12 protein-coding genes are annotated in these 14121 nt (G+C 72.7%); 2 read left to right on the top strand and 10 right to left on the bottom strand.

Annotated elements, in window-relative coordinates; genetic code table 11:
• Nucleotides 1-102 precede the first annotated feature (102 nt).
• From ruvX to ACFRQN_RS01340, 4 genes are read right to left on the bottom strand one after another with little or no spacing between them, the layout of a single operon-like run.
• Nucleotides 103-582 carry a Holliday junction resolvase RuvX gene (gene ruvX, locus ACFRQN_RS01355; RefSeq protein ID WP_049653990.1) on the bottom strand — a complete coding sequence of 160 codons (480 nt, stop codon included), beginning with the start codon at nucleotides 580-582 and terminating at the stop codon, nucleotides 103-105.
• On the bottom strand, nucleotides 582-3251 hold the full coding sequence (gene alaS, locus ACFRQN_RS01350; RefSeq protein ID WP_049653992.1) for an alanine--tRNA ligase: 2670 nt from the start codon (nucleotides 3249-3251) through the stop codon (nucleotides 582-584). Before alaS ends, ruvX begins: the two co-directional genes overlap by 1 nt.
• Nucleotides 3251-3676 (bottom strand): DUF6167 family protein, encoded by a 426-nt coding sequence (locus ACFRQN_RS01345; RefSeq protein ID WP_053112171.1) that lies wholly within the window; start codon nucleotides 3674-3676, stop codon nucleotides 3251-3253. Before ACFRQN_RS01345 ends, alaS begins: the two co-directional genes overlap by 1 nt.
• Before the next feature lie 4 nt (nucleotides 3677-3680).
• Entirely contained in the window at nucleotides 3681-4160 is a 480-nt protein-coding gene (locus ACFRQN_RS01340; RefSeq protein WP_380737411.1) for a DUF948 domain-containing protein, read from the bottom strand.
• A 220-nt stretch (nucleotides 4161-4380) separates the two neighbouring features.
• Here ACFRQN_RS01340 and ACFRQN_RS01335 point away from each other — a divergent pair, with 220 nt between their 5' ends.
• Nucleotides 4381-6609 (top strand): ATP-binding protein, encoded by a 2229-nt coding sequence (locus ACFRQN_RS01335; protein WP_380737409.1) that lies wholly within the window; start codon nucleotides 4381-4383, stop codon nucleotides 6607-6609.
• A 48-nt stretch (nucleotides 6610-6657) separates the two neighbouring features.
• On the top strand, nucleotides 6658-6984 hold the full coding sequence (locus ACFRQN_RS01330) for a tetratricopeptide repeat protein (protein WP_049651814.1): 327 nt from the start codon (nucleotides 6658-6660) through the stop codon (nucleotides 6982-6984).
• Nucleotides 6985-7087: 103 nt separating this feature from the next.
• Here the strand turns inward: ACFRQN_RS01330 and rpsD are convergent, their stop codons facing one another.
• From rpsD to hisS, 6 genes are all read right to left on the bottom strand, one after another.
• Nucleotides 7088-7702: a 30S ribosomal protein S4 gene (gene rpsD, locus ACFRQN_RS01325; RefSeq protein WP_030240707.1), complete on the bottom strand. Its 615-nt coding sequence runs from the start codon at nucleotides 7700-7702 to the stop codon at nucleotides 7088-7090.
• Between the two features lie 309 nt (nucleotides 7703-8011).
• Nucleotides 8012-9454, bottom strand: a complete 1443-nt coding sequence (locus ACFRQN_RS01320; protein ID WP_241852869.1) for a replication-associated recombination protein A — start codon at nucleotides 9452-9454, stop codon at nucleotides 8012-8014.
• 56 nt (nucleotides 9455-9510) lie between these two features.
• On the bottom strand, nucleotides 9511-10329 hold the full coding sequence (gene ppk2 / locus ACFRQN_RS01315; protein WP_380737407.1) for a polyphosphate kinase 2: 819 nt from the start codon (nucleotides 10327-10329) through the stop codon (nucleotides 9511-9513).
• A 136-nt stretch (nucleotides 10330-10465) separates the two neighbouring features.
• Nucleotides 10466-10966 carry a GNAT family N-acetyltransferase gene (locus ACFRQN_RS01310; protein WP_259316510.1) on the bottom strand — a complete coding sequence of 167 codons (501 nt, stop codon included), beginning with the start codon at nucleotides 10964-10966 and terminating at the stop codon, nucleotides 10466-10468.
• A gap of 101 nt (nucleotides 10967-11067) precedes the next feature.
• Entirely contained in the window at nucleotides 11068-12858 is a 1791-nt protein-coding gene (aspS, locus tag ACFRQN_RS01305) for an aspartate--tRNA ligase (RefSeq protein WP_049651817.1), read from the bottom strand.
• Entirely contained in the window at nucleotides 12855-14117 is a 1263-nt protein-coding gene (hisS, locus tag ACFRQN_RS01300) for a histidine--tRNA ligase (RefSeq protein ID WP_049651818.1), read from the bottom strand. The genes aspS and hisS overlap by 4 nt, the downstream gene beginning before the upstream one ends.
• Between the last annotated feature and the right edge of the window lie 4 nt (nucleotides 14118-14121).

The raw sequence follows: 14121 nt of genomic DNA, 5'->3' as shown, positions 1-14121 counted from the left end.
TTTCTAATTCAAACCAACCAAAACCCACACGTATCCCAACTAAATGGGGCCGGTGGGGCCGCGTCCGCACGGACCCCTCAACGGGACGTTAGATCAGACCGGTCAGCCGACCGCCTCGACGCTCTCACCGGGCGGGCGTCCGCTCACCCGTTCGGACTCAAGGGCGGTCTGCAGGATCACCACCGCGGCGGCCTGGTCGACCACCGAGCGGCCCTTCTTCGCCTTGACCCCCGAGGCGCGCAGCCCGTGGGTCGCGGTGACGGTCGACATCCGCTCGTCCACCAGCCGCACCGGCACCGGGTAGAGCCGGTTCGCCAGCCGGGTCGCGTACGCCCGGACCTTCTCCGCCGCCGGGCCCTCCTTGCCGCTGAGCGAACGCGGCAGCCCGACGATCACCTCCATCGCGTCGTACTCCTCGACGATGGCGGCGATCCTGGCCTGCGACTTCACCCCGGCCGGGACGGTCTCCACGGGCGTGGCGAGCACCCCGTCGGGGTCGCAGGACGCGACCCCGATCCGGGCGTCCCCGACGTCGACGGCGATCCGCCGCCCCCGTCGGAAGGGCCTCTCCTCGAGCTCCATCAGCTGGCGCGCTCCGCGACCAGGCCGAGCACCGCGGCGATGGCCTCGCCGACCGCGGCCGGGTTGGAGCCGCCGCCCTGGGCGACGTCGTCCTTGCCGCCACCGCCGCCGCCGAGGGTCTTGGCGGCGGTCCGGACCAGCTCGCCGGCCTTGATGCCGCGGCCGCGGGCGTCCTCGTTGGTGGCGATCACGGTCAGCGGGCGGTCGTTCGCCACGGTGAAGGCGGCGACCACGGCCGGGCGCGAGCCGAGGCGGCCGCGCACGTCCAGGACCAGCTTGCGCAGCTCGTCCGCGCCCACGCCGTCGGCGACCTGCGCGGCGACCACGGCGATGCCGTGCACGTCCTCGGCCGAGTCGGCCAGGCCCGCCGCGGCGGCCAGCACCTTCTCGGCGCGGAAGCGCTCGATCTCCTTCTCGGCGTCCTTGAGCTTGGCGAGCATGCCCGAGATCTTCTCCGGCAGCTCCTCCGGACGGCCCTTGACCAGCTCGGTGAGCTGGGCGACCACGGTGTGCTCACGGGCCAGGAACCGGTAGGCGTCGCTGCCGACCAGCGCCTCGACGCGGCGCACGCCGGAGCCGATCGAGGACTCGCCGAGCAGCTTCACCAGGCCCAGCTGGGCGGTGTTGCCGACGTGGGTGCCGCCGCACAGCTCCTTGGAGAAGTCGCCGATGGTGACGACCCGGACCTCGTCGCCGTACTTCTCGCCGAACATCGCGATGGCGCCGGCCTTGCGGGCCTGGTCCATCGTCATGACCTCGGCGGTGACCTCCAGCTCGCGGGTCAGCACGTCGTTGATCTTCTGCTCGACGTCGACCAGCACGCTGCCGGGAACGGCGGCGGGCGAGCCGAAGTCGAAGCGGAAGCGGCCGGGGGCGTTCTCGGAGCCGGCCTGGGCGGCCGTCGGGCCGAGCGCGTCGCGCAGCGCCTGGTGGGTCAGGTGGGTGGCCGAGTGGGCGCGGGCGATCGCCCGGCGGCGCTCGGTGTCGATCGTGGCGTACGCCGAGGCGCCCAGCACGACCTCGCCGAACAGCACCCCGCCGGAGTGCACGATGACGCCCGGGACGGGCTGCTGCACGTCGCGGATCTCCACCACCGCGCCGGACTCCAGCCGGATCCGGCCCTGGTCGGCGAGCTGGCCACCGCCCTCGGCGTAGAACGGGGTGCGGTCGAGGATGATCTCGACCTCGTCGCCCTCGGAGGCAGCCGGCGCCGGGACGCCGTCCACCAGCAGGCCGACCACGGTGGCCTCGCCCTCGGTGAGCGAGTAGCCGGTGAAGACGCTGGCACCGGACGTGTCGGCGACCTCGCGGTACGCGGCGACGTCGGCGTGGCCCATCTTCTTGGCCTTGGCGTCGGCCTTGGCGCGGTCCCGCTGCTCCTGCATCAGGCGGCGGAAGCCGGCCTCGTCCACCTGGAGGCCCTGCTCCTCGGCCATCTCCAGGGTGAGGTCGATCGGGAAGCCGTAGGTGTCGTGCAGCTTGAACGCCTGGTCGCCGGAGAGCACCGCGCCGCCGGACTGCTTGGTCTCGGTGACCGCGGCGTCCAGCAGGTTGGTGCCGGCCTTCAGGGTCTGGAGGAAGGCCGCCTCCTCGCCGACGACGACCGTCTCGATGCGCTTGCGGTCGCTCTCCAGCTCCGGGTACTGCGGGGCCATCGCCTTGATGGCGATGTCGGTGAGGTCCTTGGCCACCACGCCGGTGGCGCCCAGCAGGCGCATGTTGCGGATGGCGCGGCGCAGGATGCGGCGCAGCACGTAGCCGCGGCCCTCGTTGCCGGGGGTGACGCCGTCGCCGATCAGCATCAGCGCGGTGCGGATGTGGTCGGTGACCACGCGCAGCGAGACGTCCGCCTTGTGGTCGGCGCCGTAGGTGTGGCCGGTGAGCTCGGCGGCGCGGTCGAGGATCATCCGGCTGGTGTCGATCTCGAAGAGGTTGTCGACGCCCTGCAGGATGGCGGCGAGGCGCTCCAGGCCGAGGCCGGTGTCGATGTTCCGGCTCGGCAGGTCGCCGAGGATCTCGAAACCGTCCTTGCCGTCGCCGTGGCCGCGCTCGTACTGCATGAAGACCAGGTTCCAGATCTCCAGGTAGCGCTCGCCGTTGACGGCCGGGCCGCCCTCCTCGCCGTACGCGGGGCCGCGGTCGTAGTTGATCTCCGAGCACGGGCCGCACGGGCCGGGGACGCCCATCGACCAGAAGTTGTCCTTCATGCCCAGGCGCTGGATGCGCTCCGAGGGCACGCCGATGACGTCACGCCAGATCTGCTCGGCCTCGTCGTCGTCCTTGTAGACGGTGATCCAGAGCTTCTCCTTCTCCAGGCCGTAGCCACCGTCCGCGACGGGAGTGGTGAGCAGCTCCCAGGCGAACTTGATGGCTCCTTCCTTGAAGTAGTCGCCGAAGGAGAAGTTGCCGCACATCTGGAAGAAGGAGCCGTGCCGGGTGGTCTTCCCGACCTCCTCGATGTCCAGGGTGCGCACGCACTTCTGGACGCTGGTGGCGCGCGAGAACTGCGGCTTGACCTCGCCCAGGAAGTAGGGCTTGAACGGCACCATGCCGGCGTTGACGAGCAGCAGGGTGGGGTCGTCGGCGACCAGGGACGCCGACGGAACGACGGTGTGGCCGCGCTCCTCGAAGAAGCGCAGCCAGCGGCGGCGGATCTCAGCCGACTCCATTAGTGGTCCTTCCGGTTCGGGGTGCCGCCCCGCGGCGGCAGGGCGCGGCGGGGCGTTTCTTCAGTGGTCTGGGGGGTGGTACGGGCGCTGCGGGACGGAGGCAGGGCGGCGGCCGGGCTACCGGGCGCCGCCGAGATAGCTCGGTACTGCGGCTCGCCGCGCAGGACCCGGCGGTCGCCGCGGGGCTCCACCACGGCGGTGCCGTGCAGCCCGAGGTCGTCCTTCAGCTGCTCCTCGCGCTCGGCCATGCCGGCCTTCACGTCCTGGGCGAACTGCTTGGCCAGGTCGCCCAGGTGCAGCGCGCCGCGGGCGGCGGTGCCGGAGAGGCTGTCCGGGGTCAGCCGGTGCACGGCCTCGTTGGCCTTGTTCATGGCCCAGACGGTGGCGCCGGCGCCGACCGCCATCCAGAAGATGCGTCGCACCATGCCGTCAGCCCCTCACCGCGCGCCGGACCCGGGAGAACAGTCCGTTCCTGGGCGCCGTCGCGGCGCGGACCTCGGCCCGGATCAGCCGGGCCAGCTCCTCGCGCTCGCCGGCCTGCGAGGGCGTCGGCGGCACGCCGCCCTGCTGCCGGGCGACGGCCTTGCGCACGCCGTAGCTGAACGCCGCGACCTTCACCAGCGGTCCGCCCAGGGTGGCGGCCACGGTGGAGGAGAGCGCGTTGGCGTTGGCGGCGGCGTCCTGCACGTTGGCGGTGATCTCGTCCACCCGCTCCAGCTGCTCGTTGGCGCTGCGCACCGCGGCGCCCGCGTCGGTCAGCAGCGGGACGGCCTGCTCGGTGACGGCGGAGACCAGGACGGCGGCCTCCTTGAGGACCCGGGAGAGGCGGACCAGCACCACGGCGAGCAGGGTGACCAGGACCGCCCAGAAGACGGCGACGAGCAATCCGGCCAGCTCTCCCACGGACACCTTTGCGCGCTCCCTCGCCTTGCAGCTCTTCAGAGGGAACCCTATCGCGCCGACGCCCGGTTTCCGGACCGGGTTCTCTCCCCGGCGATCCGGTCGGGTGTGCGATCGGCGCGCGTAACCTACCGGCCGGTCACCTCGTTCTGCCTGGCAGGCCGTCGCCCGTACGGCCCGACGCACGTCCGGACCGCGACGGTCCGGCCTGGAGCACGGGGAGCAGCCCTTGGCCGGGGACTGGAGAGCGGAGCCCGGGGAGCCCGAGGCGGGGCCGCCCGAGCCGGAGCCCGGCCGGCTGCCGGCCGAGCTGACCGGCTTCGTCGGGCGGCGGGGCGAGCTGGCCGAGCTGGCCGGCCTGCTGGCCACGGCCCGGCTGGTGACGGTCACCGGGCCCGGCGGCGTGGGCAAGAGCCGGCTGGCCCTGCGCGCGGCGGCCCGGGCGGCCGACGCGTTCCCGGACGGCACCTGGCTGGTGGACGTGGCCCCCGTGCAGGACCGGCTGCTGCTCGGCCACGCCGTCCTGGAGGCGCTGCGGCTCACCGACGGCGGCGCCCGTCCGCCGCTGGACGTCCTGACCGACCGGCTGGACGGCCGGCGCCTGCTGCTGGTGCTGGACGGCTGCGAGCACCTGGTGGAGGCCTGCGCCGAGCTGGCCGACGCGCTGCTGCGGGCGCTGCCAGAGCTGCGGCTGCTGACCACCAGCCGCACCGCGCTGCGGGCCTCGGGCGAGCACCTGCTGACCCTCGCGCCGCTGCCGGTCGGCCCGGCGCCCGCCGGCCCGGTGCGGTCGGGCGCGCTGCCGGACGCGGTGCGGCTGTTCGCCGACCGGGCCCGGGCGGTGCTGCCGTCCTTCGAGGTGACGGAGGACAACGCGGAGGCGGTCGCGCTGCTCTGCCGCCGGCTGGACGGCATCCCGCTGGCCGTGGAGCTGGCCGCCGGCCGGCTGCGCGCGCTGTCGGTGGAGCAGGTCACCGCCCGGCTGGACGACCGCTTCCGGCTGCTCACCGGCGGCTCCCGGACGGCTCTGCCCCGGCACCGGGCGCTGCGCACGACGATCGGTTGGAGCCATGAGCTCTGCACCGTGCAGGAACGTTTACTCTGGGCCCGCCTGTCGGTCTTCGCCGGCGGTTTCGACCTGGAGGCCGCCGAGTACGTCTGCGCCGGCGAGGGCATCGAGGCCGAAGAGGTGCTCGACCTGCTCGACGAGCTGGTCGCCAAGTCCGTGGTGCTGCGCGAGGACAGCGCCTTCGGCGTGCGCTTCCGGCTGCTGGACACCCTGCGCGAGTACGGCGGCCAGTGGCTGCGGGCCGCAGGCGAGGAGCCGCGGCTGCTGCGCCGCCACCGGGACTGGTACCTGGGCGTCGCCACCTGGGGCGAGGTCGAGTGGTTCGGCCCCCGGCAGGCGGAGACCGCCGAGCGCACCCAGCTGGCCCACGGCAACCTCCGCGCGGCGCTGGAGTTCTGCCTCGCCGAGCCCGGCGAGGAGCAGATCGCCCTGCTGCTGGCCGGCACCCTCTGGTTCTACTGGATCGGCTGCGGCCACCTCGGCGAGGGCCGGCACTGGCTGGACCGGGCGCTCGCCCTGGACCGCGAGCCCACCGAGGCCCGGGCCAAGGCGCTCTGGGTGACCGGCTACACGGCCACCCTCCAGGGCGACCTCGGCTTCGCCCGCCCGGCGCTGGAGGAGTGCCGCCGCCAGGCCCTGAACACCGGCGACGACCGGGCCCTGGCCCACGCCGTCCACCGCCAGGGCTGCGTCGCCCTGGTCGGCGACGACCCCGACCGGGCCGCCGAGCTGTTCGAGGAGGCGCTCTGGCACTACCGGACCATCGGCGAGCTCAACAGCAACGTGGTGATGGCCATGCTGGAGCTGGGCCTGGCCTACCTGTTCCAGGGCGACCTGGACAGCGGCGAGCTCTGGTTCGGCCAGGCCCGCGAGCTGTGCGAGGAGCACGGCGAGCAGTGGGCCTACGGGTACGTGCTCTACGCGATGGCGTACTCGCACTGGCTGGACGGCGCCGTCCAGCCCGCCCGGATGCTGGCCCGGGAGTGCGTGCGGCTGAACCACCTCTTCCGCGACCTGCTCGGCATCGTGCTGGGCATCGACCTGCTGGCGCTGCTGGAGACCGAGCCGAGCCGCCCGGGCGAGCCGGGCGACCTGCGCGAGGCGCGGGTGCTCCAGGGGGCCGCGCACCGGATCTGGCGCGCGGTCGGCAACCCGTTCCTGGGCTCGCGGAACTTCTTCGGCCCGCACCAGGAGTGCGCGGAGCGGGCCCTGGCCGGGCTGAGCGCCCAGGAGTACGAGGAGTGCTACGAGGCCGGCACCCTGCTGGACCTGGACGCGGCGGTCGCCCGGGCGCTCGGCGGCGGGGGCGCGGCGGAGGGCGCGGAGCCGGTGCCGGATCCCCGCGCGGTGCCGCCCGCGCCGGCGCCCTCGGCGGTGCGGAATAGTTGAAACTTGCCGATTGCTTGAGGAGGCAAGGAACTGCTCGGAAGGAGCACCATGGCCGTCCACAACGCCGCCAACGAGTACCGCATGGCGAAGTTCTACTTCGATTCCAAGGCGTACACCGACGCGGCCCGCATGCTCGAAGGCGTCCTGGCCGAGGAGCCGACCAACCTCTCGGTCCGGATGCTGCTGGCCCGCAGCTACTTCCACTCGGCCCAGCTGCGGCGCGCCGAGGCCGAGCTGCTGCGGATCCTGGAGGCCGACCCGGCCGAGGACTACGCCCGGCTGATGCTCGGCCGCACCCTGGAGCGCCAGGGCCGCGCCGAGGAGGCCCGCCCGCACCTGCGGCTGGCCGCCGCGATGGCCGGCGAGAGCATCTGACGGCAGCGGGAGGAACCGCGGGAACAGCGGAAAAGGGGCGAGCCCCCGTCGCCTCGAAAGGCGGCGGGGGCTCGCTCGTGGTGTCGCGAAGAGCGGAACCGGGTCAGCGCGAGTAGTACTCGACGACCAGCTGCTCGTCACAGATCACCGGGACCTCCTTGCGCTGCGGCGCACGGTCCAGGCGGAAGGCCAGGGCCTTCAGGTTGACCTCGAGGTACTTCGGGGTCTGGCCCTCACCCGCGTAGCCACCCTCACGGGCGACCTGGAAGGGGACCTTCTCCTTGGAGCGCTCGCGGACGGTGACCACGAAGCCCGGCTTCATCTGGAACGACGGCTTGTTGACCTTGCCGCCGTTGACCTCGATGTGGCCGTGGACGACCATCTGGCGGGCCTGGTAGATGGTGCGGGCGATGCCCGAACGCAGGACCAGGGAGTCCAGACGGGTCTCCAGGTCGGCGACGAGCGCCTCACCGGTCTTGCCCTCGGCCTTCTTCGCGCGGTCGAACGCGCGCGCCATCTGCTTCTCGCTCAGGTCGTACTGGGCGCGCAGACGCTGCTTCTCGAGCAGACGGACCTTGTAGTCCGAGTTCTGCTTGCGGCCACGGCCGTGCTGGCCGGGCGGGTACGGGCGGGCCTCGAAGTACTTGACGGACTTCGGGGTCAGCGGCACGCCGAGCGCACGCGCGATCTTGACCTTGGGACGCTTCTGGTTCGCCATGAACCAAACCTTCCTTGCTTACGAATACGGCTTCACCAGGTGTTGACGGAGGTCGCATCTCGCGACCCGGAGACAACCCATCGCCGAGGCGATGCGGTCAGCCGCTCTCCGGAGCCGGGCACGGAAGTGCTGGTCACACGGACCGGCCCGGAATCCGGGCCCGTCCGCGACACCGAAACGGTGCGCGACGCTCCTGGTGCGGGCCCCTCGAGGGGGCCTACGGCCGGTGTCCCGCTGGTGCGGCCGGTCGGTGGGGTCTCCCCCGCCGCCGTCCCGGGACATGGCACTCCGATCGAGTATACCGGTGGATCACTCGCCCTTTTCCCCGGGCTGCTCCTCGGCCGGCGCGGCCGCCTTCCGCGGCTTCTGCTCCGCCTTCTGCTCGGCCTTCTTCTCCACCCTGCGCTCCCCGCGCAGCCGCCCGCGCGTCCACTCCACGACCTCCGCGTACCGCGCCTCGCCGCCGCGCCTGGTCGGCTGGTAGTACTCCCGGCCGTGCACCGCGTCCGGCGCGTACTGCTGGGCGGCGATGCCCTCCGGCAGGTCGTGCGGGTAGCGGTAGCCCTTGCCGTGGCCGAGCTTGCCCGCGCCGCCGTAGTGCGCGTCCCGCAGGTGGGACGGGACGGCGCCCGCCAGGCCCTGCCGGACGTCCGCCAGCGCCGCGTCGATCGCCAGGTAGGCGGCGTTGGACTTGGGCGCCAGGGCCAGCGCGATGGCCGCCTGGGAGAGGATGATCCGGGCCTCCGGGAAGCCGATCAGGGCCACCGCCTGGGCCGCCGCCACCGCCGTCTGCAGGGCCGTCGGGTCGGCCAGGCCGACGTCCTCGCTAGCCGAGATCATCAGCCGGCGAGCGATGAACCGCGGGTCCTCCCCCGCCTCGATCATCCGGGCCAGGTAGTGCAGGGTGGCGTCCACGTCGCTGCCGCGGATCGACTTGATCAGCGCGCTCGCCACGTCGTAGTGCTGGTCGCCGTCCTTGTCGTAGCGCACCGCCGCCTGGTTGACCGCCGTCTCGGTGGTGGCCAGCGTGATGCTCGGCTCGCCCTTCTCCAGCGCCGCCCCGGCCGCCGCCTCCAGCGTGGTGAGCGCCCGCCGGGCGTCCCCGCCGGCCAGGCGCACCAGGTGGTCCTCGGCCTCCGCGGTCAGCTCCAGCGCCCCCTCCAGCCCGCGCTCGTCGGCCACCGCGCGGCGCAGCAGCGCCCGGATGTCCTCGTCGGTCAGCGACTCCAGGGTGAGCAGCAGCGAGCGGGACAGCAGCGGGGAGATCACCGAGAAGTACGGGTTCTCCGTCGTCGCCGCGATCAGGGTGACCCAGCGGTTCTCCACGGCGGGCAGCAGCGAGTCCTGCTGGGCCTTGGAGAAGCGGTGGATCTCGTCCAGGAAGAGCACCGTCTCCCGGCCGGACATCCCGACCGCCCGCCGGGCGCCGTCGATCACCGCCCGGACCTCCTTGACCCCGGCGGTGATCGCGGACAGCTCCACGAAGCGGCCCTCGACCGCCTGGCTGATCACGTGCGCCAGGGTGGTCTTGCCGGTGCCGGGAGGGCCCCAGAGGATCACCGAGCTGGTCGCCGCCGGGCCGCGCGAGCTCCCGACCAGGCGGCGCAGCGGCGAGCCGGGCTTCAGCAGCTGCCGCTGCCCGGCCACCTCGTCCAGGGTGCGCGGACGCATCCGTACGGCCAGGGGCGCCCGGCCGGGCTCCCTGGTCTGGCGTTCCTCGGCGGCGGCGGTGAAGAGGTCCGGTTCGTCCACACCGGAAGCCTATGCGAGGGCTCGGACAGCCCGCCAAGAGCTCCGCGGGGCCCGTCCTACTCCAGCCCGGCGGCGTGGTCCGGGACGTACTTCTGGAGGTCCCGCGGCGGCCGCTCGTAGCCGCGCGAGGCGGGGCGGGGCGGCAGCTGCACCCGCGGCTCCCTGATCTCGTGGTACGGCACGGTGGACAGCAGGTGGGCGATCATGTTGATCCGGGCCCGGCGCTTGTCGTCGCTCTCCACCACGTGCCAGGGCGACTCCGGGGTGTCGGTGTGGATGAACATCTCGTCCTTGGCCCGCGAGTAGTCCTCCCAGCGGGTGATCGACTCGACGTCCATCGGGGAGAGCTTCCAGCGCTTCATCGGGTCCTCCAGGCGGTCCCGGAAGCGCCGCTGCTGCTCGGTGTCGCTGACCGAGAACCAGTACTTGCGCAGCAGGACGCCCGACTCGGTGAGCATCCGCTCGAAGGTCGGGCACTGGTGCAGGAACTGCCAGTACTCCTCGTCGGTGCAGAAGCCCATCACCCGCTCGACGCCCGCGCGGTTGTACCAGCTGCGGTCGAACAGGACGATCTCCCCGGCGGCCGGCAGGTGCTCGACGTACCGCTGGAAGTACCACTGGGTCTTCTGCCGCTCGGTCGGTGTGGGCAGCGCCGCGACCCGGGCGATGCGGGGGTTGAGGTACTCCGTCACCCGCTTGATCGCCCCGCCCTTGCCCGCGGCGTCGCGCCCCTCGAAGACCACCACCAGCCGGGCGCCCTCGACGCGCACCCACTCCTGGAGCTTCACCAGCTCCTCCTGGAGGCGCAGCAGCTCCCGCTCGTACGGCTTCCTGGCCAGTCGCGCCGGTTTCCCGGTCCGCTGCTGCTCGGCCACCCTCGGTTCCTCCGTCCGGCTGAATGCTGATCAGCACTCACCGTAGGCGCCCACGGCCGGTTCCGCAGGTCGGCGGGGGCTGTGGCGACCGGGGCCGGTCTCGTGGACCGGCCCTGGGGAGAGGTGCCGGGAGAGGTCAGACAGCGACGAAGGGCTCGGGGTAGCGGCAGAGCCCGCGCGGGGTGCCGTCGTACGACGGCAGCGGCAGCACCTGGAAGTACGCCTCCGGCACCTCGAACGGGCCGGTGACCTCGTGCCGCCCGGCCGGCGCGAAGCCGAACCGCGCATAGTACTCCGGGTCGCCGAGGACGACCACGAGCTTCTCGCCCGCGTCCTCGGCCGCCGCCAGCGCGGCCCGGACGACCAGCTCGCCGACGCCCCGGCGCTGCCACTCGGGCGCCACCGCGACCGGCCCGAGCGCCAGCGCCTTGCCGTCGCCGACGAGCAGCCGGGTGAGCAGCGCGTGGCCGATCACCAGCCCGGCCCCGTCGACCGCCACCACGGACAGCCCGGGCAGCCAGGCGGGATCGCGGCGCAGCGCGTCCACCAGGTCCGCCTCGTCCGGGCCGGGGAACGCGGCCATGTGGACGCGTCTGGTCGCCGGGGCGTCCTCCGGACATTCGATTCTTGTGGTCACCTGCAAGAGTCAACCCTCCCTGTGTCACACACCGTTGTGGACCGGCCCCGGACGGCGGGTGAGCCGTCCGGGGCCGTTGCAGGTTAGCGGATGACGCGGTGTCAGGACTGGGGCTGGGCCTCGCCCTTGGCGTCCTCGCGGACCTTCGGCTTGGCGTCCACGCCGGCCTCGCGGCGCTGCGCCGGGGTGATCGGGGTCGGGGCGCCGGTCAGCGGGTCGCCGCCGGTGGACGTCTTCGGGAAGGCGATGACGTCCCGGATGGTGTCGTACCCGCCCAGCAGGGTGACGATGCGGTCCAGGCCGAAGGCGACACCGCCGTGCGGCGGCGGGCCGTAGTTGAAGGCGTCCAGCAGGAAGCCGAACTGCGAGGCCGCCTCCTCCTCGGAGAGGCCGATCGCGTCGAACGCCCGCTTCTGCACGTCGCGCTGGTGGATACGGATCGAACCGCCGCCCAGCTCCGAGCCGTTGAGGACCAGGTCGTAGGCGTTGGAGAGCGCCGAGCCCGGGTCGGTGTCGAAGGTGGCCAGCGACTCCGCGGTCGGGGCGGTGAACGGGTGGTGCACCGCGTGCCAGCCCTGGAACTGGCCCTTGTCGTCCTCGATCGGCTCGAACATCGGGAAGTCGACGACCCAGAGGAAGGCCCACTGGGACTCGTCGATCAGCTCGCAGCGGCGGCCGATCTCCAGGCGGGCGGCGCCGAGCAGCTCCTGGGAGGCGCGCTCCTTGCCGGCCGCGAAGAAGACCGCGTCGCCGTTCTTGGCGCCCGCGGCGGCGGCGAGGCCGGCCAGGTGCTCCGCGGAGAGGTTCTTGGCGACCGGGCCGCGCAGCTCGCCGGTCTCGGCGTCGATGAGCACGTAGGCCAGGCCCTTGGCGCCGCGCGCCTTGGCCCAGTCCTGCCAGGCGTCCAGCTGCTTGCGCGGCTGCGAGGCGCCGCCGGGCATGACCACGGCGCCGACGTACGGGGCCTGGAAGACGCGGAACTCGGTGCCCTTGAAGTACTCGGTCAGGTCGGTGAGTTCCTGGCCGAAGCGGACGTCCGGCTTGTCCGAGCCGTAGCGGCCCATGGCGTCCGCGTAGGTCATCCGGGGCAGCGGGTTCGGGATCTCGTACCCGTGCACCTCGCGCCAGATGGAGCCGACGATCTTCTCGCCGAGGGCCAGGACGTCCTCCTGGTCGACGAACGAGGCCTCGATGTCCAGCTGGGTGAACTCCGGCTGCCGGTCGGCGCGGAAGTCCTCGTCGCGGAAGCAGCGGGCGATCTGGTAGTAGCGCTCCATGCCGGCCACCATCAGCAGCTGCTTGAACAGCTGGGGCGACTGCGGCAGGGCGTACCAGTGGCCGGGCTGGAGGCGGACCGGGACGAGGAAGTCGCGGGCGCCCTCGGGGGTGGAGCGGGTGAGGTACGGCGTCTCGATGTCGAGGTAGTCGTTCTCCTCCATCACCCGGCGGATGATGTTGTTGACCTTGGAGCGCAGGCGCAGGCCCTTGGCCGGGCCCTCGCGGCGCAGGTCCAGGTAGCGGTAGCGCAGCCGGACCTCCTCGTTGACCGTGCCCGGCTCGTACTCGGCGACCGGGAAGGGCAGCGGGGCGGCCTCGGAGAGCACCTCGATCGCGCTGACGACGACCTCGACGGCGCCGGTCGGGATGTCGGGGTTCTCGTTGCCCTCGGGGCGGACCCGGACGTCGCCGACGACCTTGACGCAGTACTCGGCGCGCAGGCCGTGTACCGAGTCGAGGTCGCGGACCACGATCTGCACGGTGCCGGAGGCGTCGCGCAGGTCGATGAAGGCGACGCCGCCGTGGTCGCGGCGGCGGGCGACCCAGCCGGCCAGGGTGACGGTGGTGCCTGCGTGCTCCGGGCGGAGCGTGCCCGCGTCGTGCGTGCGGATCACAGCTGCTTCTCCTTCAGGGTGGTGACGAGTGCGTCGAGGGCGACGGGGGTCTGTTCGCCGGTGCTCATGTCCTTGAGCTGGACGACGCCCTCGGCGAGGTCCCGGTCCCCGGCGATCAGGGCGAAGCGGGCGCCGGACCGGTCGGCGGACTTCATGGCGTTCTTGATGCTCTTGACGCCGAAGGCGAGGTCGGTGGCCACGCCGGCCCGGCGCAGCTCGACCACCTTGGCGAACAGGGTGTTCTTGGCCTCCTCGCCGAGCGCGACGGCGTAGACGGAGGTGGCCGCCGGCAGGTCGAGGGCGACGCCCTCGGCCTCCAGCGCGAGGTAGGTGCGGTCCACGCCGAGCGCCCAGCCGACGGACGGCAGCGCCGGGCCGCCGATCATCTCGGACAGGCCGTCGTAGCGGCCGCCGCCGCCGATCGCGGACTGGGCGCCGAGGCCGTTGTGCACGAACTCGAAGGTGGTGCGGGTGTAGTAGTCCAGGCCGCGCACCAGCTTGGGGTCGTCCACGAAGGCCACGCCCGCCGCGGTGAGCAGCTCGCGGACCTTCTCGTCGTACGCCTTGCAGGCCTCGCACAGGTAGTCGCGCAGCATCGGGGCGCCGACCAGCTGGGCCTGCACCGACTCGCGCTTGTCGTCGAGGACGCGCAGCGGGTTGATCTCGGCGCGGCGGCGGGTCTCCTCGTCCAGGTCCAGGCCGGAGAGGAAGTCGATCAGCGCGGCACGGTAGACCGGGCGGCACTGCTTGTCGCCGAGGCTGTTGAGCAGCAGCGAGTAGTCGCTCAGGCCCAGCGAGCGGAAGGCGTCGTCGGCCAGGATGATCAGCTCGGCGTCCAGCGCCGGGTCCTCGGCCCCGATCGCCTCGGCGCCGACCTGGGAGAACTGGCGGTAGCGGCCCTTCTGGGCGCGCTCGTAGCGGTAGTACGAGCCCGAGTACCAGAGCTTGACCGGCAGGTTGCCCTGCTTGTGGAGGTTGGCCTGGAGCGCGGCGCGCAGCACCGAGGCGGTGCCCTCGGGGCGCAGCGCGAGCTCGTCGCCGCCCTTGGTGGTGAGGGTGTACATCTCCTTGGAGACGATGTCGGTGGACTCGCCGACACCGCGGGAGAACAGCTTCACGTCCTCGAAGACCGGGGTCTCGACGTAGCCGTAACCGGCCCGGCGGGCGGGCGCGGCGATGCGCTCGCGGATCGCCAGGAAGGTCGCGGAGCTGGGGGGCAGCAGGTCGTAGGTGCCCTTGGGGGCGGTGAAGGTGCTCAACTTC

It is taken from the genome of Kitasatospora sp. NPDC056800 (assembly GCF_042789775.1).
Lineage (GTDB): Bacteria > Actinomycetota > Actinomycetes > Streptomycetales > Streptomycetaceae > Kitasatospora.
Note: the sequence above shows the minus strand (reverse complement) of the source record. Positions and strands in the feature narration are given on the sequence as shown.